Source organism: Heliorestis acidaminivorans (assembly GCF_008933955.1).
Classification (GTDB): domain Bacteria; phylum Bacillota; class Desulfitobacteriia; order Heliobacteriales; family Heliobacteriaceae; genus Heliorestis; species Heliorestis acidaminivorans.
This window is the reverse complement of sequence record NZ_WBXO01000006.1, coordinates 117,028-136,201: the sequence shown is the minus strand read 5'-3', so window position 1 is coordinate 136,201 and position 19,174 is coordinate 117,028. Positions and strand designations below refer to the sequence as shown.

Genomic DNA, 19,174 nt, shown 5'->3' with positions numbered 1-19,174 from the left:
CAGGGTTTTCACTTCTGCACTGATATAATGTCCATAAGGTAAGCAAAAGAGTAAAAAAATTACAAAAAATTACAACGTGAAAGAGGGGACTAATTTCTTTCTAGAAAAACCACAAAACTTTATATTTAGGTGGTGATGTGATGAGTCTACCATTAAGACTTCCATGCGACAATTTAGAAGCACCGATAGAAAAAGCACTCTACACAAGAGAGAAATTAGCAGAATCAGATTATTTCACTATGCTAACGTCAGATTTTTTACTTGTCTATGATTTCGACTGGAATATTGTTACCGTCAACTCTGCTGTTGAAGAAATACTTGGATATAAGCCAGAAGAAGTTATTGGGAAGAGCTGTGTCTATTTTCTTCACCCCGAAGATAGAGAATATGTAAAAAAAATCATTGAATCTAATGTAGAGAAGAAAGTTTACAATATAAGTCGAATTTTATGCAGAAATGGTAGTTATAAATGGTTTGAGTGGAATACCATTCCCTTAGAAAAAGAAAATCGAATTTTTGCTGTAGGAAGAGATATTACAGAAAAAAAGCAAATCATGGAGCAGTTACTAAAATCGGAACGATTAAACCTAATAAGCCAGCTAGGCGCCGGTATAGGACATGAGATTCGAAATCCTCTACAATCTGTCAGAGGATATTTGCAATTTCTGAAAAGAAAATATTATAGCGATATAGATTGCTTTGATTTGATGATTTCCGAGTTAGACCGAGCTAATCACATAATTACAGAATTCTTGTCTCTTTCCAAAAACAAATCAGATAATCCGAAGCTACTGAATATCAATAGCGTAATTAAGGATATTTTTCCATTAATTCAATCGAAGGCCTTCTTGGAGGAAAAAGATGTTCATATGGAGTTGAAAAGTTCCCAAAAAATAGTTGGTGATGAAGAAGAACTAAAACAATTAATCTTAAACCTTGCTCAAAATGGTATTGAAGCAATGGATTCACGAAAAAAACTAACCTTAAAAACTTTTACTGAAGGCTCTAAGGTTGTTTTAGCTGTCATCGATGAGGGCAAAGGTATTGATCCGGAAATAAAGAGCAAGCTTGGTACGCCCTTCGTTACAAGTATAGCTAATAGAACGGGACTAGGATTAGCTATTTCTTATAATATAGCCGAAAGGCACAAAGCAAAGATAGAAGTAGAGACAAGTAGTAGAGGGACAAGTTTTTTGATAAAGTTTCCAGCAGTATAAAAAAGACTGGCTCTTATAACCGAAGAGCTGGTCTTTTTTTTCTTAGAAGCAGTCTTTTTTTGGACCTTCTGATCCTCCATGGAATAAGATGGAATAAAACAGGAAAGGAGGTCTTTTTTTTGCTCATATATATTGTTCAAAAGGGAGATAGTCTTGGAAAAATTGCCAGTCGCTATGGAATAAAGGTATCTGATCTGCTTCAGTATAACGATCTTCCTGATCCAGACTTGCTTTACGTGGGCCAAAGACTGCAAATTCCTATAAGACGACCAGCTCCCGTACCTCCTCAGCATCAACCACCTCGGCCTCAACCCTCTCCTGAACCATTATCAAAGCCTATGCCTGAAGAAGTAGCAGTTCCACTGAAACAAAAAACAGCAACATCTCAATAATAGTAGAAAATTTAAAAAGATTGTCGCTTTTTTCTTAAGCTATATTTGACATAGACCCTTTACTTCGGTATGCTATTTTCCAATGAAAAGTTTGTCGGGAGGGAAAGGGTTGCGTCAACTATGGCTCGCTCTGTTCAATATATTGCCTGATAAATGGTTATCCCGGCGGGCTGGCATTTGGGCTTCTGCTACTTGGAGTAGAGCTTTTATTCCTTTATTTGCTAGACGATTTAAGATCAATGTAGAAGAAGCGGAAAAACCTTTGCAAGACTATGGCTCTCTGGCCGATTTTTTTATTAGAAAACTAAAACCAGGTCTAAGACCAATTAGTCAAGATGAGCATGTCATTGTTAGCCCAGTTGATGGTGTCGTTTCTCAGATAGGCAGAATTACAGCAGGTAAATTAATTCAGGCCAAGGGGATTACCTACTCTCTAGAAGATCTACTAGGTGATTCACAAAAAGTAAAGCAGTTTATGGGTGGGCACTTTGTCACAATTTACTTGAGCCCACGGGACTACCACCGTATTCATACTCCTTATGCAGGACAGGTTCAAGGTTGTGCTTACTGGCCAGGACGGCTATATCCCGTTAATGCAAGAGGTGTACAAAACGTACCAGGATTGTTTGCCAGAAATGAAAGATTGATCACTTACATGGATAGCCAGATAGGTTCTTTTGCCCTTGTAAAAGTGGGAGCTGTTATTGTAGGCAGTATCAAAGTCAACTATGATACCGTTGTCTCGAACCAAGGCGAGAAAGCAACAGCTATAGATTATACTGATGGACCCTTTCTACAAAAAGGGGAGGAGCTGGGCTATTTTCAATTTGGCTCAACGGTAATACTTCTTTTTGAAAAAGAGAAGATGGAATGGCTAGAGAACTTAAGTAGTGGTTGCGCCGTAAAGATGGGCGAACCAATTGGCAAAGCTTTGAACAATTAAAAAAACAAAAAAAAACCAGCCTAAGCAAGGCTGGTTTTTCATGAAGAAATATATAGGGGAATGGGAGCTCATTTCGATGTAAATGAACCCTATCAGGATTGTACGAAAAAAAGAATAACTGGTCAATGGCTTAGAGGAAGAAAGTTATAAGATCTTTATACTTTCTTTTTTTACTATTATCAAGGTGTAAGCAAATAAAAAAAGACCCCCAAAGGGCGGTCTTTTTCTTAACTACAAAAGATATGCCTTCCAATGCGCTTGAGTTGTGGCCTACTCCAGATCCAGGCACTAGTCGCCGTATTAGGATTGAAAAAATAAAGAGCGCCGTTGCTAGGATCCCATCCTGCCAGAGCGTCTCGTGCTGCTTGCAGAGATGTAGGGTTAATATTGAGCCAGATCTGACCATCATCTACAGCTGTAAAAGCACGAGGTTGAAAGATTACACCTGATACTGTATTGGGGAAAGATGGGTGACGCAATCGACTTAGAATGACAGCCCCGACAGCTACTTGACCGGCATAAGGTTCTCCTCGAGCTTCACCGGTAATGCATCGAGCAATCATCCAAACATCGTAATCTCGTACCCAACCCCAGCCGAGAGCTTGCGCTTCAGCCATTTCTACACCATAGCGAGCCTTAAACTGTTCGAAAGTCATTGGTAACTCAGGACCGCCAACAGGCCAGGGAAATACGAGCATAGCTATGATAATCAGAATGATGCCGACTTTTGCTTTACTTCTTTGGCTAAACATGAAGCACCCCCTTTCGCTACAAACGCTGTTGAAGGATATTCAAAAGCGCTGTTTCTAGGCTAGACCTAGTATGAGCGAAAAAAGGGTGAGCCATTCAAAAAGCCCTTTTCAAGAAAAATAAGGTGGCAGTAACAACTTAGTTATAATAATAACAATAACCATCCGTTGACATAGGGCTTTGCTCAGGCCTACAATGATGAGGACTAAGGAATACGAACTCAACGTTAGAAGCAAAAATTGTCGAATTATTTAAAAAATTTCGCTATTCCAACAGTGACACTACTTATTGAACCTAGATATCATCTTTTAACAGAAGCAATATGAATGAGGTGATAATAAGTGTCCATGAACGCTGTAAAAGAACAGCTCGAACCAGTCGTTGTAAATTTAGCTTGGTGCAAAGGTTGTGGCATCTGTTATTCTCTATGCCCTACCAAAGTTCTTTCCAGTAATGAACTTGGAAAGTCCATTGTATCTGAACCTAACAAATGTACCCGTTGCAAGATCTGTGAAAATCACTGCCCGGATTATGCGATTACCGTAATGGGGGTAAAAAAGTAATGACTGTAACTGATATAAAAGCGAAGCTAATGCAAGGTAACCAGGCTTGTGCCGAAGGTGCTATTTATGCAGGTATTAATTTTTACGCTGGCTATCCAATTACACCCTCTACGGAGATAGCAGAAGTTCTTGCTGAGCGGATGCCTGAAGAAGGTGGCAAATTCATTCAAATGGAAGATGAAATTGCCAGTATGGCCGCTATTGTAGGCGCTTCTTTAACAGGTGCAAAAACGATGACAGCTACCTCGGGACCTGGTTTCTCTCTAAAACAAGAAAACTTCGGTTATGGCATTGTTGCAGAGACACCTTGTGTTGTCGTAAACGTTCAGAGATTAGGCCCTTCTACTGGTGGGCCTACTGCACCAGCACAGGGAGATATGATGCAAGCACGCTGGGGAACACATGGCGATCATCCTGTTATTGCTTTATGTCCTTCTACTGTGCAAGAGTGTTTCGACTTAACAGTGAAAGCTTTTAATCTTGCTGAAGAGTTTAGAACACCTGTCTTGCTCTTGCTTGACGAAGTGATTGGTCATATGCGGGAACGTGTTTTTGTACCTCAACCAGGTGAACTAGAAGTAGTCGATCGCATTAAGCCAGAAGCAGGTACACAGAACTACCTAGCTTATCAGCCAGTAGATAGTACGCTAGTACCTCCAATGGCTTCATTTGGTGACGGATACCGCTTCCATGTAACTGGTTTATTACATGATGAAACAGGATTCCCAACGAACAATTCAGAAGTAATGGGTTCTTTGATCGAAAGATTACATCAAAAGATCGAAAGAGGCCGTGAAAAGATTGTTATCGTTGAGGAGATTGATATAGACGATGCGGATGTAGTGATCATAGCCTACGGTTGTGTAGCTCGTTCTGCCCAAAAAGCACAGAAAATGGCTCGTAAAAAAGGTCAAAAAGTAGGAATTCTTCGCTTAATCACAGTTTGGCCTTTCCCCGAAGAAGAAGTGCTCAGAGTAGCAGAAAAAGCTAAAGCACTCATCGTACCAGAGATGAATCGTGGACAGATCAAAGATGTTGTACAATCTGCTGTAGTTGGTAAAGCAGAAGTTTACGGGATTGGAAATGTAGATGGCGAGATGGTATCACCTTGTCAGATTCTTGCCAAGATTGAGGAGGTGCTCTAATGTTAGCTCATCTAGAAAAATATTTCCGCACAGAGAGACTTCCTCATATCTGGTGTCCCGGTTGTGCCAACGGCATTATTGTAAAATCTCTTGTTGAAGCTATCGATAAGGCTGGTTTAGATCAAGATAAAACAGTTATTGTTTCAGGCATCGGTTGTTCTTCCCGAGCTCCTGGATATCTGAACTTTAACACACTCCATACAACTCACGGTAGAGCTATTGCCTTTGCAACTGGAGTTAAGTTAGCCAATCCAGAATTAAACGTTATTGTTGTAACTGGTGATGGTGACGGCACTTCCATTGGCGGCAATCACCTGATCCATGGCGCTCGACGTAATATTGATTTGACTGTTCTCTTATTTAACAACAGTATCTACGGTATGACTGGTGGTCAATACTCTCCTATGAGTCCACAAGGAGCCAAAGCTACAACTTCACCTTATGGCAACATTGAGCGACCTTTTGATATCTGTAATCTAGTAACAGCATCTGGTGCTAGTTATGTAGCAAGAGGTAACAGTTACCATACATCACAATTGACCAATCTGATCTACCAAGGCTTACAGAACAAAGGTTTTTCCTTTATCGAAGCTATTTCGACTTGTCCTGTTTATTTTGGACGGAAGAACAAGCTGGGGCGACCAGCCGATATGTTAAAAATGCAGAAAGAGTTCTGCATTAGCAAAGAAGCGGCTGAGAAGATGTCTGCAGAAGAAAAAGCAGGCAAGGTTATTACAGGTGTTCTTCACTATGCAGAGTTGCCTGAATATACAGAGCAGTATCAGAAAATTGTCGATAAATGCCAAAGGAGGTAGACTTCATGGATAAAGAGTGGGAAATCCGTCTGGGTGGTACTGGTGGTCAAGGTCTGATTACAGGCGGTATTATCCTAGCAGAAGCGGCCATCCTCGACGGCAAAGTAGCAGTTCAGTCACAAAGCTATGGACCTGAATCTCGTGGTGGCTCTTCCAAAGCAGAAGTAATTATCTCAAATGATGAGATTGACTACATGAAAGTAAAAGATGCCGACCTACTGCTAGTTATGAGTCCAGAAGCGGCTAAGAAGTACAAAGACGAAGTCAAAGAAGATGCCATCATCATTGTTGACACGACTTACGTCAAGGACTTTGAAGCGACGAAAGGTAAAGTCTATGAAGTTAAGATTAGTCATCTTGCTCGTCACGAAGCAGGTCGCGAGCTTGTAGCTAATATTGTAGCTTTAGCTGTTATCGTAGGCGTAACCAACGTTGTATCTAGAAGTGCTCTAGAACAAGCTGTACTATCTCGAATTCCTAAAGGAACGGAAGAATTGAATAAGAAGGCTATGGCGGTAGGCTTTAAGGCTATCGAAGAAGTCCTTAATGCCGCTTAAGATAAAAGCAAAAAGCAAGACAAAACAAGAATTGAAATGATATGGAGAATGCCCATCTAACTATGTTGAGATGGGCATTCTTTTTATTTTCATTTATCTTTCATTTTCTGGCATACTCTTAGACTCCATATCTGTTAAGCGCCCACGTACAAATTGCCATAAGGTCGCTTGTTGTAAGGAATCAACTTGGTGAAAGGTTGAGCTAAAATTTCCTCTTTGTCTTCCCCAAAATGCTCGGCAAAACGTCCCACGTAAAGGGCTAATCGTTGATGATCTTCTTCTGTCATTTCGACAGGCTTTACCTCTTTACCAAGCTTATGTTCTTCTACAGAACCACGAATATACATGATGCCACCGTGCATACCTGTACCACAATAGTCGCCAACTATCGGTTGTTCTTCCCGTCCCCTTAGTCCTAAAAGAATAAGAATGCCACCGGCCATATATTCGCCGAAGAAAGAGCCTGCTTTGCCTCCGACTACAACAAGGGGAACTTTTTCTTGGAATTCTTTCATGTGAATGGCCACTCTATAACCTACAGAGCCTTTTACATAAACTTCTCCACCACGCATAGCATAGCCTAGAGCATCGCCTGCATCGCCATGAATAATAATAGTTCCTTTATTCATGGTATTGGCAACGCCATCTTGAGCATTACCGTAGACTTGTAAGGTCAAACCATCCATATAGGCGGCCAAGTCATTACCTGGCGTGCCTTGAATGGATATAGTAGCATCGTTAGTAATACCTGCACCAATATAGCGCTGACCATTTACGTTTTGAAGTTCTATAGTATTTATCTTATCTTGCAAAGATGCTTTGATAGCTTCATTTAATTGACGATAGTAGATTCCTTTAGCATCAATAGTTATGTTTTGATTCAATGCAAGCACCTCCTTATTCGCCAGCGGCTTTCACGCCTAGAATGGCGAGATCCCGTTCTGATAAATCGATACCACGTAACATTAATCTGTTACCCCGTAAGCTTTCCAAAGCATTAATACCCATACCGCCGAGCATTTCTTTTATTTCTCGAGACCAGGCTCGAAGTAGGTTAGCGGCTCGTTCAGCACCTTCCTCTGGATCGAGGCGCTTGGTGAGCTTCGGATTCTGCGTAGCAATACCCCAGTTACATTTGCCTGTGTAACACTTTTGACACATATGGCAACCTAAAGCGATTAAGGCGGCCGTACCGATATAGCAAGCGTCAGCGCCAAGAGCTATCGCTTTGACTACATCAGAGGAGCAACGAATAGAACCAGCAACGACTAGTGAAACCTCGTTACGAATGCTTTCGTTACGTAAGCGCTGATCAACAGCCGCTAAGGCTAATTCAATAGGAATACCAACACTGTCTCTAGTCCGCAAGGGAGCAGCACCAGTTCCGCCACGGAGACCGTCTAGGACAATTATATCGGCGCCAGCTCTAGCAATGCCAGACGCTATCGCGGCGGAGTTATGAACAGCGGCTATTTTTACAGCTACTGGTTTTGTATAGTTTGTCGCTTCTTTGAGTGAGTAAATGAGCTGTCTTAAGTCTTCAATGGAGTAAATATCGTGGTGCGGTGCTGGTGAGATGGCATCACTGCCTTCAGGAATCATGCGCGTCTGAGATACGTCCATACCGACTTTTTCGCCAGGAAGATGGCCTCCGATACCAGGCTTAGCACCTTGTCCAATCTTAATCTCTATAGCTGTGCCAGCGTTTAAGTATTCAGGATCAATACCGAAGCGGCCTGAAGCTACTTGAACAATTGTATTTTCTCCATATTGGTATAGACTGCTGTGCAGACCGCCTTCTCCAGTGTTATAGCAAGTGCCCATTTCTTTAGCTGCCATAGCCAGAGAGGTCATAGCATTTAAGGAAATAGCACCAAAGGACATAGCGGCAAACATAATGGGAATATCTAGTTCAACTTGTGGAGGTAGTGCTTCTGCTAGCTTACCATTTTGGAACGATAACTTTTCGGGCTTACGGCCGAGAAAAGTTTTTAGCTCCATCGGTTCACGTAGAGGATCGATGGAAGGGTTAGTAACCTGAGAAGCGTTAATCAGCAAGTGATCCCAGTAGACAGGGTAGGGACGATCGCAACCCATGCCAGCTAGAAGTATACCGCCACTGTTGGCTTGCTTGAAGATAGATTTAATGTAATGAGGAGTCCAGTGAGCATTGTTTTTATATTCAAGAGGATAGTTACGAATTCTTAAAGCTCTTGTAGGACAAGTAGCTACACACCGATGGCAGTTGACGCAATTTTGGTCTTCGCCATAGACTATTTTCTTTTTATCGTTCCAGAGGTGAGCTTCGTTGGCACACTGGTGGACACAGATACGGCAGTGAGTACAGCGTTGTTCATCTCGATCAATAAGAAATTCAGGCATTAAGTAATTTACTTTCATAGCTCTTCAACCCCTTCCAGTAAGCCAATGACCGGTTCTCCGCCAGCGACGGACCAGAGTCGGTCAGGATTGCTACAAATTTCGCGAATAGCAGATTCTTCACTTGCTACATAGATAAAGTCATCTTTCTCAGCCGCTACGAGGGCTCTTAGTTTGATACGGTCATTAAGAGCGACAAAACCTTTGCGACTGCCAAGAATAATGGAGAAAGGTCCGTTTACTAGTAAAGGGCTATAAACGGTACGAATAGCTTTTACCAGTTCTCTTTCTTCGGGGGCTAAACGTTCAATGTTACTCCATAAAGGTGCAGCCATTGCTGTAACGACAGCTTTTAAGGGAAGGCCTTGTTTACGAAGTAAGAGGTCAAAGAGATAAGTGATCACTTCTGTATCAGTTTGTAAGGTGCACTTATAACCAAACATCTCTATATAACGTCGATTGGCATCATAAGAAGAGATTTCACCGTTATGGACAATAGACCAGTCCAGAAGAGTGAAAGGGTGTGCTCCACCCCACCAACCAGGTGTGTTAGTTGGGAAGCGACCATGAGCCGTCCAGAGGTATCCTTTGTAACTGTCAAGCTTGTAGAATTCACCTATATCTTCAGGGTAGCCTACACCTTTGAAAGCACCCATGTTCTTGCCTGAGGAAACAACGAATGAACCTGGGAATTTAGCATTAATTTGCATAACTAGACGTGCTACGTACTCATCTTCTTCTAAGTCCATTTCCATAACTTTTTCAGCTTTTGGTTGAACAAAGTAACGCCAGATGATGGGGGCTTCTGTAATAGAGGAAACTTTGCGAGTGGGAATCCGGCCTCCCACTTCAACGTTGAAATGATCATTAATAAATAACTCTGTTTCTTCTCGACAAAAAGAGTCTTCATAAAACATATGGATAGCATAATGGTCTGCATAGTCTGGGTAGATACCATAGGCGGCAAAACCACCACCCAAACCATTGGAACGATCATGCATCAGAGCAATTGATTGAATAATATCGTGGCCAGAAAAAAGATAACCTTTTCGGTTCATAATTCCGCTGATAGCACAGCCAGAAGGAATTCGAACTTCACCTTCTCGTAATGACATATATATTGCTACCTCCTCTTCTTCAAAAAGACAAAAAGACGCCCTCACATGGTTAGATCTATACTGATATCGTGCATAAGCACGCAGGTATAGAAACCATGTGAGAACGTCTTTGTTCTACAAGTACAAGTAGATGCGTCATTGCATCGTCTAGTTTGTACATGTAGTTATATCATAGAGAATCGTTGCAATTCAAGGGTTTAGGTGTGATAACACTGTATACATCTAGGTATACAGTACTTTCAAAAAGGACTGTAGTATATTGTTTGACCTTTTATGCCTAGAAGGCGAATTTCTTCTTCTTGCTCTTCAAACTCTTCAATAGTTAAACGTTCAAAATCGAAAATAAAAGCTTGTCCGTCTTTGTTATACAAAAGCCTTCCATCATCAGTCCATTGGAATGTAAGAGTCTTAGGATCTTCTAGCGGGGCTATGGAGACACAGCGCCAGCTATAGAAGCTTTGTTCTCGGTTTATGGCTATAAGGTGATTTTCTTCATCTTTAGTGCCTAGATTAGCTGTTTTTTGTATGATTAGATACCTTTCGTTAGGAGAAAGGGTAAGAAAGCGGTTCGATTCATTGCGGTCGAAAGAACTTAACCAGCGAATACTGCTTTCTGTATGTGGTCTTGCTTCACCAATGTGATGTCTCTCAGGTCGGTTACTGCTTTTTTTGGTTTCTACTTCTAATAGGATAGTTGGTGGTGTTTGTAACCAGAGGAGGGGAGAGGTAACCCGATTTAATGCAGTAATTTGAATTACTTCTCTCGTGTCTAGAGAATAGCGAAAGGTTTCACCACGGGTACTTGATGTTTCCTGGATAAATATAATGTGATGACCTTCTGGTGACCACCGAGGATAGCGTGTGTGATAGCCTGAGACGATGGTTGTACCATGTTTACGAGCTAGGTCGTATAGTACAACAGGGCTGTCTAGGGCAATATAATCACCTTTTGGTGACCATGTAGGACTTTCAGGAGCTTGTTGTGTTTGGTGAATACTATGAATATCTTCAGAAGTAAGGTTTACGAGATAAGTGCTATAACTGTTCTGCCCATTCCAACGGTTGTTTTCTTTGACAACAGTGAAGGTAAGGTATTCTCCATTAGGACTCCAAGTGATAGATGGATTATAATAGGCGTTTTTTTCTTCTGATAACAAATCATGAATTCTTTTGGAGTCTCCTGTTGTAAGATCAACAATAAATAGTTTTTTTTGGCTAAAGAAGGCTAGAGCTGTTTTTTGATGGTTTAATTGCAGGCTAGACCAAATAACTTCATCTTTTTCACTACTGACTTTTTGTGCTGTTAGATTATGGTCTTCAGATGTTGTTTCAATATTTACGACGCTATTTTCTTCGAGGGCTTTTTCACAGATTTTCTCTAAGCTAAGCCATTGAAAGTCATTTTCTCCTACAGGTGAGATGGCATTGATTGCAGTGCACTCCATCTCTGCAACAGGTCTGGCGCTACCTTCAAGGATAGGATCAGGGATACGTTCAGAAAGAGCATAGTTAAAAATAGCAAAAAGTACTAAAGATAAAGCGGCTAAAAAAGGGATGCCTGGGATAAGACGGTTCATGGTAACCTCCTACTATGTGATTATGTAATTATTTTTTTCTAAGACAGTGCTCTATTAGACAGGGAAAGTAAGATTCCTTGTAATAGTCTTGGAAAGATTATTATGCCTCATTCTTGATGAGAAAGAAAGCTTTCCAAAAGCTCCTGCTGTAAAAACTTGCAAAAAAGTGTTAGCTGTGGTGAAATAGAGAGAAACAAAAATTAGGAGTTTGATGAAATTGAAGAGAAATCCAAAGAGACTATCTAGGACCATGATTTCTTTGGTCCTAGCTCTTTTTTTTATATTGTTAATATCCTTCTTATATTTTTGGTTCCTTAACCCTTTTCTTTTTAAGAAAGTTGATAACGTTAATTTACAATGGCACAAAGACTCTTATGGGCTTGTTCTTTTGAAGGGCTCAGATGAATCAGTCACTTTAATAGAAGACCATTTATTCACTAGACCTGTTGTCAAAGAACTAGCAGAAGGTTATTTATCACAACCATCTGTAACCATTACCTTTGAAGGTAGAGGCAAAAAGTTGGTTTTCTTAAAAGGAGACGATGGTGATTATTATCGCCCCTTACTAGCAGATCCTTTTACTTATAACGGTGGGGGCTATCATCTTAGTTGGTCTGGCGAGGCCTTAACAGAGTTACTTCAAGAACACTTTTTTACCGATTTTAGAGATCCACAAAGAATCTTACCGCTTAGAGCGCAGTTAAGACCGGAGAGTCAAGAAGGGCAACTTGCTCAGTTTATTGTAAACCACTTGTCTAATCCTCAGGGTGGTGTTTTTACAAATTTTCGTGATGATCGACCAGAGCTTGCTGATGAAGCGCGGAATCACGATATTCTTTCTGAATCTACTGGTCTCTGGTTAGAGTATGCTATTTGGACAGAAGATGAAGAGTTATATCGTCAACATGTTCGTTATGTGCGCAACTATCTAATGGGTCCTTATGGTGTTCTTGCTTGGAAAGTAAAAAGAGATAATATAGAGCAACAGAAAGCAAGTGCTCTTATTGATGATATTAGGATTGCGGCTACTCTTCTACAAGGGTATGAACTGTGGGGCGATAAACGAGATCTAATGCTAGCGCAAGCTATATTGGAAGGTGTTTACCGTTACGAGCAAGAAGCAGGTCAATGGGCACCCTGGTTTGACTGGTCTGGTGCTCCTGATACTTGGTTAGGTTGGTTTGACTCACTAGGACCTAATGGAGGAACAGTAGTACCTGTTCGTTATCTACAGCCGGCCTATCTCGCTCAATTGGCTACGATCGATGAGCGCTATGCACCGTTAGTGGAGCCCACATTAGATATTATTAGGCAAGCCGATCTTGGTAATGGTCTTTTTACGACAGATTATTCACCAGATAGAGGTGTTTTTCAGGATCGAGAAGCTGTCAATATGATTGATTCTGTGTTAGCGGCTCTTCATGGAGCACAAGCAGGTTATGTTTCTACAGCTAAGGTGAAGTTTTTACAAACAGAACTTACGAAAGGTCGTATCTGGGCGGCATATCACCGTGATCAAGGTGAAGAGCCTGTTGCTGTATCTGAATTTCGTTCACCTGCTGTCTATGCTTTAGCGGCTCAGTTTTTTTGGACTATTGGAGAGTATGATTGGGCGCAGATAGCTGTTGATCATTTGCTGCTCCACCGTATAAACGATGCAGATTCAATTTTCTATGGTGGTTTTGGTGATCCTCGTACTGGAGATTGTTATTCCTTTGATAATTTATTAGCTTTACAAGCTTTAGCTCTTGTAAGAAAAGAGCAATAAAAAATAGCCTTGATTTCAAAGTGAGATCAAGGCTATTTTTCTCTTCCTTTGCGCATATGTTTTCTTAGAGGGCGTGTCCTGTAGAGGGAGGGAAAGCCTTGGAAGTGCTGTTGGCCATTGTGTTGTTCCTAATATCTATTGCCTTAATCCTATTGGCGGCAGAGTTATTTACTAATGCTGTAGAATGGATGGGAGCTATTTACGGCTGGACTAGAGGTGTTGTGGGAAGTCTCGTAGCTGCTGTTGGTACAGCTATGCCAGAAACGATGATTCCTCTGGTAGCTATTTTCGTTTATGGTGGCTCAGAAGGCATAGAAGTAGGAATAGGAGCTATCTTGGGAGCACCTTTTATGTTAGCATCGATTGCGCTTTTTCTTGTTGGTTTTGCAGCAATTATATTGAGAAAAAATTGGAAAGCTCAGCTCAATGTGAATGTAAAGGTTTTTCAAAGAGATCTCACTTTTTTTCTAGCTGTTTTTTCTTTGCTACTGATGCCTTTATTGTTTCAGGGACATTTAATCAGCGGCTATGAAAGCTATCTTGCTATCTTATTGTTAGGTACTTATGCACTCTATGTTTTTATGACTGTAAGAGGTGGTGAAGGTGGTGTCTTAGAACCGGAAAAAGGTCTTTACTTACAACGACGACGTTCAAGGCCTTCGATTAAGGCTGTATTCGTCCAATTGACAATCGCCTTATCCTTAATGGCTTTTGGCGCTAACTTGTTTGTTAGCACTATAGAATCAATTGCTCATATTATGAGTTGGCCGGCCCTTATTGTGGCCTTTATTCTGGCACCACTAGCTACGGAGTTGCCAGAAAAAGTTAATAGTTTGATTTGGGTTTATAAAGGTGAGGATACACTTGCTTTAGGTAATATAACTGGGGCAATGGTTTTTCAAAGCACTTGTATCCCAGCTATTGCCTTGTTGGCTGGTGTATGGAAGTTAAATGAACTAGCTATCTTTGCCGCTTCACTGACTTTGTTATCAGCAGTTGTGATTTTAACTTTATTTTTACTTAATCGTAAAGTTTTACAGGCTCCCATTCTCTTAACAGGCGGTTTTGTTTATTTTATTTTTGCTTTGTGGGTATTTGAGATGGCTATATGATGGAAGGAGGTAGGAGTTACATAATGAAGACTATAGTTCATGGTAAAGCATTATTAATTGGCTTGCTAACTTCGACTGTTGTCTTTACGGCGCTTCTGATCTTAACAGCCCTTGCTCTCTTCTTTTTATCAGGACCTGTTTATTATCTCTCTTTCTGGACGCCAGTAGTGATCGCTGTAACTGCTTTTGTAGGTGCTTATAAAGCAGCTCAAAAAGCACAGTTCCTCGGTTGGCTTCACGGGCTCTTAGTTGCTCTTATGCTTTTGGGGACAGCATATCTTTTTCTCTTCAGTGCAGAAACATCATTTTTATCTTTATCGTCTTTACTAGTTGAATTAGTCCTGCTCTTTATCGCTTCTATACTAGGAGGTATGGCCGGTGTATTTGATGAATCAGAAGGTATGAAAAAGAGAAGCTCTGTCGCATAAGAAATAGCTTGCTTCCTTAAACCAAAAAAAGACCTTTGCTATAACTGCAGATGAGTGCATGTTGGCAAAGGTCTTTTTACTTCTTTTTTATTTCAGTTATAGCTTTGATTAGCAAAGTTAAGGTTTTATTTACTGGTGTATTTAAGTCAATTTCACTTCCAAGCTCTGCAACCTTACCATTTATTGCATCTATCTCTGTTTGCCGACCTTTGTGTAAATCTTGATGCATGCTGGAGAAGTTTTGACCTGTTAAAAGGGCTATTTTTTTTGTCTTTTCTACAGGGTTCGGAGCAATTGTTACTTTCAATTTTCTAGCCACAGTTTCTGCTTCTGTGACGGCTTCTTCGAGCAAAGAAAGTAGGGCATCATTTTTAAGCAAATAACCGTTAGGGACATTAGTAATAGCAGTAAGAGCATTAATGCCCACATTAACGAGTAATTTTTCCCAGATCTGCACGAGTGCGTCTTCTGTAAGGCGAGGATTTAATTGACTTCCCTCAAAGAGCAAGAAAAGTTTATCCAAGTCTTCTTTGCGATAATTATTGTTACAAGCGCCAAAGACTGTTTCTCCACGACCAGCGATACGGATTCGTCCTGGCTCTATTAATGTAGCACCAAAAGAACTAGTACCTGCAAAAACAGCGCTTTTTCCGAAGCGCTGGGCAAGCAATTCATGATTACCTAAGCCATTTTGTAAAGTCATAAATATGGTTTGCTTATGAATGAGAGGGGAGATGTCACGAAGAGCTTCTGTTGTCTGATAAGTTTTTACGAAGATTAGAATCAAATCTACAGGACCGATCTGTTCTTTTTCGGTTGTAGCTTTGACCTTATATAGTTTATGGTTGCTTCCTTCTTCAATCACTAGTCCCTGCTTATTCAAGCGTTCTACCTGTTCTGGCCAGATATCAATAAGCCAGACATCAGCTCCATTTTCTCCCAAAAAAGCTCCATAAAGAGAACCCATTGCACCTGCGCCAAGTATGGCAATTTTCATGGAACTCACCTTATTTTTTCGATTCCATGCCAAAGCTATGTTCTGGTCCAGGAAAAGCACCTTCTTGGACGTCTCTGGCAAAGTCATTTAATGCGTTAGTAATAAGGGGACGAACTTGACCGTACTGCTTTACAAACTTCGGTACAAAGCGGTCATAAAGTCCTACTAGGTCTTGAATAACTAGAACTTGTCCGTCACAGTAAGGACCTGCACCAATACCGATAGTTGGAATTTGCAGATTCTCTGTGATCTTTTGAGCAATATCATAAGGTACGCACTCTATTACAATAGCAAAAGCTCCTGCTTCTTCTAGAGCTAAGGCATCTTGGAGTAAGCTTTCTTTTGCTTCTTCTGTTTTGCCTTGAACTTTGAAGCCACCTAGTTGAGAAGCTCGCTGAGGTGTCAAGCCTATATGGCCCATGACGGGAATGCCGGCTTTTACCAGAGCCGAAATAGTTTCAGCTACTTCTTGGCCACCTTCAAGCTTAATGGCGTCTACCATAGCTTCTTTCATCAGGCGGTTGCCATTGCCTATGGCATCGGCTATCGATACATTGTAAGTACCAAAAGGCATATCGCCAATGATAAGTGTGCTAGGAGCTCCTCTGACGACAGGACGGCAATGATGAATCATGTCGTTTAAGGTAACAGGTACGGTGCTGTCGTAGCCTAGTACAACCATACCTAGTGAGTCACCGACTAGAATCAACTCTATATCTGTTTCTTCAATCATGGTAGCAAACAAATAATCGTAAGCCGTGACCATGCGAAACTTACGTCCACCCTTTTTTTCTGACTGTAGCTGGGGAATTGTAATTTTCTTTTTCACTCTTTGGTATCCTCCTGGTCTCCTTTGTAAATAGGTCCTCTATAGCCTTCAAAACCATGATGAAAGCTTGCTACATAAGGGAAATCTTGCTTAATTAGTTGTCGTACAATTTTTTTGCTTCCTTTTCCGCTATGATCCATGACAATAATTAGCTTATCTTTATGTTTTTTTAGCTCTTTGATACGCTGTGACAATTCTTGTGCAGGAATATTTATAGCGTTTTTGGCTCTTTGGGCCTCATAAGTTTCCTTGTCCCGAATGTCTAAAATTATAGCATTAGCTTTTCCTTTTAAGAGAGGCGCTGCTTGCTCATTAGTAATAGTAGGGAGATCCCAGCCCCAAAAATGACGTAAAACAAAATAGAGTATAAGCAGTGTTCCTGAGACAGTTACGAAAAAATGTATATTATCCATAGTGTTACCAATCCTCCACATTCTGTTGCATTTTCAAAATTTGACATTGAACAAGTGCTATTCTGATGGATATAATGGAAAATAGGTGAAGCATGTCAAAAAAAGGGGCTGTACTAGGTGGCAGAAGAGATTAGAATCGATTCGTTAAAGATAGAGGTAGCAGAAAAGGTTGCCTTAGAAGTTACAAATCTACTTAATAGATCAGAAAGCGAAATGGCAGGTCTTTTACTGGGAGACGTTTTCTTTCAAGAGAAAAAAGGTCATCTGGCGGCTCTCGTGAGAGTGGAAGCTTTTTTACCTGCTAAGGATGCAGAACCGATACATACAAGTGTGAAATTTACAGAAAAAACATGGGAAGACTGGGATAGGAGACGTAAAGCTTTTCCTAGCTTACAGATTCTTGGCTGGGTGCATAGTCATCATGGTTGTGGAATCTTCTTTTCGGGGCAAGATCTAACTAACCAACAGATCTATTTCCCTCGCCCCTGGCACATCGCCTGGGTCGTCGATCCCTTGCTAGGAACAGAAGGATTTTTCCGTTGGAAAAGAGATACTATGGTGGAGACACAGAAATGGAGCTTAGTTAGAGTTATAGCTCCGAAAAGCTTCAATAATTCCCCCAAAAACAACCTTACTTCTCCTTCTGCACAGGAGAGAAAAAATCCTGCTAGGAATGGGCAGGAACAGTCTGAAAAGGTCATTACGAGAGACAAGCTTACTAATAAGCAAGAAGAGACTAGTCCCCCTACTTTGGTATCACAGTCAGCGCAAGCAGAGGTTAAAGAACCGAAGGTTCACAAAATAGATGATTTGTCGCTAGATCCAATGAAGGAAATCCCATCAAAAGCTAGAACATTTAAGCAGAAAGAATGGCCTGTCGAATATGATGATTACAACGATAAGCCGAAAAGCCTATGGAAAAAAGTATTCAAGTACACTTTTTTTGCCATTGCAGTTTTTCTAGGAGGAGCACTTTCTGCTTTTGCATTTTATATTTTCTTCAGCTAAAGATAGGTCAGGCTATGGTTATTAGTAATTGAAATCTATCGATGCGGGGTGCTTTCATGATTGATCAAATTCCTGCTTTGCTTGCCGGTGATCGTCGCGTTCTTGCTCGCATGATTACTTATATTGAAAATGATGGTGAAGAGAAGGAAGACTTATTAAGAGAATTACATCATCATACAGGAAAAGGCTATGTCATAGGGATCACAGGCTCACCAGGAGCTGGCAAATCAAGCCTTACAGATCGTGTGATTACGGAGTTGCGCAAGGAAGGTCACAAAGTTGGTGTAATTGCTGTAGATCCTACGAGTCCTTTTTCAGGTGGAGCTATTCTAGGTGATCGAATTCGTATGAATGAGCATTACCTAGATAAAGGTGTATTTATTCGTTCTATGGGTACAAGAGGAAGTCTCGGTGGACTATCTCGTGCTACCAAAGAAGTGATTAAAGTGCTTGATGCTTTTGGATGTGACTTTATTATTGTGGAAACTGTTGGTGTAGGTCAGTCAGAGTTAGAAATTATGACGGCCGCTGACACAACTGTAGTTGTACTTACGCCAGGCGCAGGAGACTCAATCCAAGCTATCAAAGCAGGTATTATGGAAATTGCCGATATATTCGTAGTTAATAAGGCTGACTTACCTGGTGTAGATCGCGTTGTTACAGAGATTGAAGTAATGCTAGATCTAGGTGGTTACAAAAAAGGCGATCAAGCATGGCGACCTCCAGTGAAGAAAACAGTTTCTACAAGTGGCACTGGTGTAGATATCCTCGTTAAAGAGATTAAAGTACATCGTCAACAGATGGAAAAGACAGGTCGTCTTGACTTAGAGCGTCAGCGTCGTTTGCGAGCTGAAGTAAGTGAGATTATTGAAGTAAGAATAAAAGAAATGATTCGAGATCAGCTGGGAAGAAGTGGACAGTGGGATGAACTGTTAGAGGGAGTGATCTCTAGAACTGTCGACCCTTACACGGCAGCTCACAAGATTCTAAAAGAAGAGCTTTGGAAAAGGTCTGAACCTTGACAAAGAGGCGCAACCTTTCTAACATAGAGAAGATATAATAGTGGGAAAGCGATGATAAGGAGTAGTACACCGCCTTAACCCCTCAGAGAGGCAGACCCTTGGCTGAAAGGTTGCTGGGTAAAACGGTGGAAGTCGCCTTAG

The 19,174-nt window shown here is 41.0% G+C and carries 19 protein-coding genes, 1 pseudogene and 1 other annotated feature (1 of these 21 cut by a window edge); of the genes and pseudogenes, 12 read left to right on the top strand and 8 right to left on the bottom strand.

Features of this window, described 5'->3' with window-relative positions; genetic code table 11:
• Window positions 1-140 precede the first annotated feature (140 nt).
• The 3 genes from F9B85_RS09455 to asd all read left to right on the top strand — a co-directional run bounded on the left by F9B85_RS09455 (window position 141) and on the right by asd (window position 2,552).
• Complete coding sequence (locus F9B85_RS09455; RefSeq protein ID WP_151620252.1) at window positions 141-1,217, top strand: PAS domain S-box protein; 1,077 nt, start codon at window positions 141-143, stop codon at window positions 1,215-1,217.
• A 119-nt stretch (window positions 1,218-1,336) separates the two neighbouring features.
• On the top strand, window positions 1,337-1,609 hold the full coding sequence (locus tag F9B85_RS09450; RefSeq protein ID WP_170270373.1) for a LysM peptidoglycan-binding domain-containing protein: 273 nt from the start codon (window positions 1,337-1,339) through the stop codon (window positions 1,607-1,609).
• Window positions 1,610-1,718: 109 nt separating this feature from the next.
• On the top strand, window positions 1,719-2,552 hold the full coding sequence (gene asd, locus F9B85_RS09445) for an archaetidylserine decarboxylase (RefSeq protein ID WP_207707091.1): 834 nt from the start codon (window positions 1,719-1,721) through the stop codon (window positions 2,550-2,552).
• A gap of 227 nt (window positions 2,553-2,779) precedes the next feature.
• On the opposite strand, the pseudogene F9B85_RS09440 reads toward asd, so the two are convergent.
• Window positions 2,780-3,124 (bottom strand): annotated as a pseudogene (locus F9B85_RS09440) (cell wall hydrolase); the annotation flags it as partial.
• Between the two features lie 525 nt (window positions 3,125-3,649).
• On the opposite strand from F9B85_RS09440, the gene F9B85_RS09435 reads away from it, so the two are divergent.
• The 4 genes from F9B85_RS09435 to F9B85_RS09420 are packed head-to-tail and all read left to right on the top strand — an operon-like array spanning window position 3,650 to window position 6,382.
• Window positions 3,650-3,865: a 4Fe-4S binding protein gene (locus F9B85_RS09435; RefSeq protein ID WP_151620334.1), complete on the top strand. Its 216-nt coding sequence runs from the start codon at window positions 3,650-3,652 to the stop codon at window positions 3,863-3,865.
• Window positions 3,865-5,010 carry a 2-oxoacid:acceptor oxidoreductase subunit alpha gene (locus F9B85_RS09430; protein WP_151620244.1) on the top strand — a complete coding sequence of 382 codons (1,146 nt, stop codon included), beginning with the start codon at window positions 3,865-3,867 and terminating at the stop codon, window positions 5,008-5,010. Before F9B85_RS09435 ends, F9B85_RS09430 begins: the two co-directional genes overlap by 1 nt.
• Window positions 5,010-5,825 carry a 2-oxoacid:ferredoxin oxidoreductase subunit beta gene (locus F9B85_RS09425; protein WP_151620242.1) on the top strand — a complete coding sequence of 272 codons (816 nt, stop codon included), beginning with the start codon at window positions 5,010-5,012 and terminating at the stop codon, window positions 5,823-5,825. Before F9B85_RS09430 ends, F9B85_RS09425 begins: the two co-directional genes overlap by 1 nt.
• A gap of 5 nt (window positions 5,826-5,830) precedes the next feature.
• The gene (locus tag F9B85_RS09420) at window positions 5,831-6,382 is read left to right on the top strand and encodes a 2-oxoacid:acceptor oxidoreductase family protein (protein ID WP_151620240.1); all 552 of its coding nucleotides are present in this window, start codon (window positions 5,831-5,833) and stop codon (window positions 6,380-6,382) included.
• Window positions 6,383-6,516: 134 nt separating this feature from the next.
• On the opposite strand, the gene F9B85_RS09415 is transcribed toward F9B85_RS09420, so the two are convergent.
• The 4 genes from F9B85_RS09415 to F9B85_RS09400 form a co-directional block, all read right to left on the bottom strand.
• Window positions 6,517-7,266, bottom strand: coding sequence for a GltB/FmdC/FwdC-like GXGXG domain-containing protein (locus F9B85_RS09415; RefSeq protein WP_243138137.1), 750 nt, complete (start codon window positions 7,264-7,266; stop codon window positions 6,517-6,519).
• Window positions 7,267-7,279: 13 nt separating this feature from the next.
• Window positions 7,280-8,782, bottom strand: coding sequence for a glutamate synthase-related protein (locus F9B85_RS09410; RefSeq protein WP_151620238.1), 1,503 nt, complete (start codon window positions 8,780-8,782; stop codon window positions 7,280-7,282).
• Entirely contained in the window at window positions 8,779-9,876 is a 1,098-nt protein-coding gene (locus tag F9B85_RS09405) for a class II glutamine amidotransferase (RefSeq protein WP_151620236.1), read from the bottom strand. Before F9B85_RS09405 ends, F9B85_RS09410 begins: the two co-directional genes overlap by 4 nt.
• A 242-nt stretch (window positions 9,877-10,118) precedes the next feature.
• Window positions 10,119-11,456: a TolB family protein gene (locus tag F9B85_RS09400; protein WP_151620234.1), complete on the bottom strand. Its 1,338-nt coding sequence runs from the start codon at window positions 11,454-11,456 to the stop codon at window positions 10,119-10,121.
• A 388-nt stretch (window positions 11,457-11,844) separates the two neighbouring features.
• On the opposite strand from F9B85_RS09400, the gene F9B85_RS09395 reads away from it, so the two are divergent.
• From F9B85_RS09395 to F9B85_RS09385, 3 genes are all read left to right on the top strand, one after another.
• A complete protein-coding gene (locus F9B85_RS09395; protein ID WP_151620232.1) occupies window positions 11,845-13,224 on the top strand; it encodes a hypothetical protein in 1,380 nt (459 codons plus the stop codon).
• 104 nt (window positions 13,225-13,328) lie between these two features.
• On the top strand, window positions 13,329-14,336 hold the full coding sequence (locus F9B85_RS09390) for a sodium:calcium antiporter (RefSeq protein WP_243138141.1): 1,008 nt from the start codon (window positions 13,329-13,331) through the stop codon (window positions 14,334-14,336).
• A 23-nt stretch (window positions 14,337-14,359) separates the two neighbouring features.
• Window positions 14,360-14,764, top strand: coding sequence for a TIGR04086 family membrane protein (locus tag F9B85_RS09385; protein WP_170270371.1), 405 nt, complete (start codon window positions 14,360-14,362; stop codon window positions 14,762-14,764).
• Between the two features lie 76 nt (window positions 14,765-14,840).
• Here the strand turns inward: F9B85_RS09385 and F9B85_RS09380 are convergent, their stop codons facing one another.
• From F9B85_RS09380 to F9B85_RS09370, 3 genes are read right to left on the bottom strand one after another with little or no spacing between them, the layout of a single operon-like run.
• The gene (locus F9B85_RS09380) at window positions 14,841-15,761 is read right to left on the bottom strand and encodes a ketopantoate reductase family protein (RefSeq protein ID WP_170270369.1); all 921 of its coding nucleotides are present in this window, start codon (window positions 15,759-15,761) and stop codon (window positions 14,841-14,843) included.
• Between the two features lie 10 nt (window positions 15,762-15,771).
• Window positions 15,772-16,590 carry a 3-methyl-2-oxobutanoate hydroxymethyltransferase gene (gene panB / locus F9B85_RS09375; protein ID WP_151620224.1) on the bottom strand — a complete coding sequence of 273 codons (819 nt, stop codon included), beginning with the start codon at window positions 16,588-16,590 and terminating at the stop codon, window positions 15,772-15,774.
• Window positions 16,587-17,003 (bottom strand): rhodanese-like domain-containing protein, encoded by a 417-nt coding sequence (locus tag F9B85_RS09370; RefSeq protein ID WP_170270367.1) that lies wholly within the window; start codon window positions 17,001-17,003, stop codon window positions 16,587-16,589. Before F9B85_RS09370 ends, panB begins: the two co-directional genes overlap by 4 nt.
• A gap of 117 nt (window positions 17,004-17,120) precedes the next feature.
• On the opposite strand from F9B85_RS09370, the gene F9B85_RS09365 reads away from it, so the two are divergent.
• Together F9B85_RS09365 and meaB are read left to right on the top strand one after the other, a co-directional pair.
• Window positions 17,121-18,011: an MPN domain-containing protein gene (locus tag F9B85_RS09365; RefSeq protein ID WP_151620220.1), complete on the top strand. Its 891-nt coding sequence runs from the start codon at window positions 17,121-17,123 to the stop codon at window positions 18,009-18,011.
• Window positions 18,012-18,067: 56 nt separating this feature from the next.
• A complete protein-coding gene (gene meaB / locus F9B85_RS09360) occupies window positions 18,068-19,033 on the top strand; it encodes a methylmalonyl Co-A mutase-associated GTPase MeaB (RefSeq protein ID WP_151620218.1) in 966 nt (321 codons plus the stop codon).
• Window positions 19,034-19,075: 42 nt separating this feature from the next.
• Window positions 19,076-19,174, top strand: a binding site (T-box leader) (it continues 132 nt past the right edge of the window).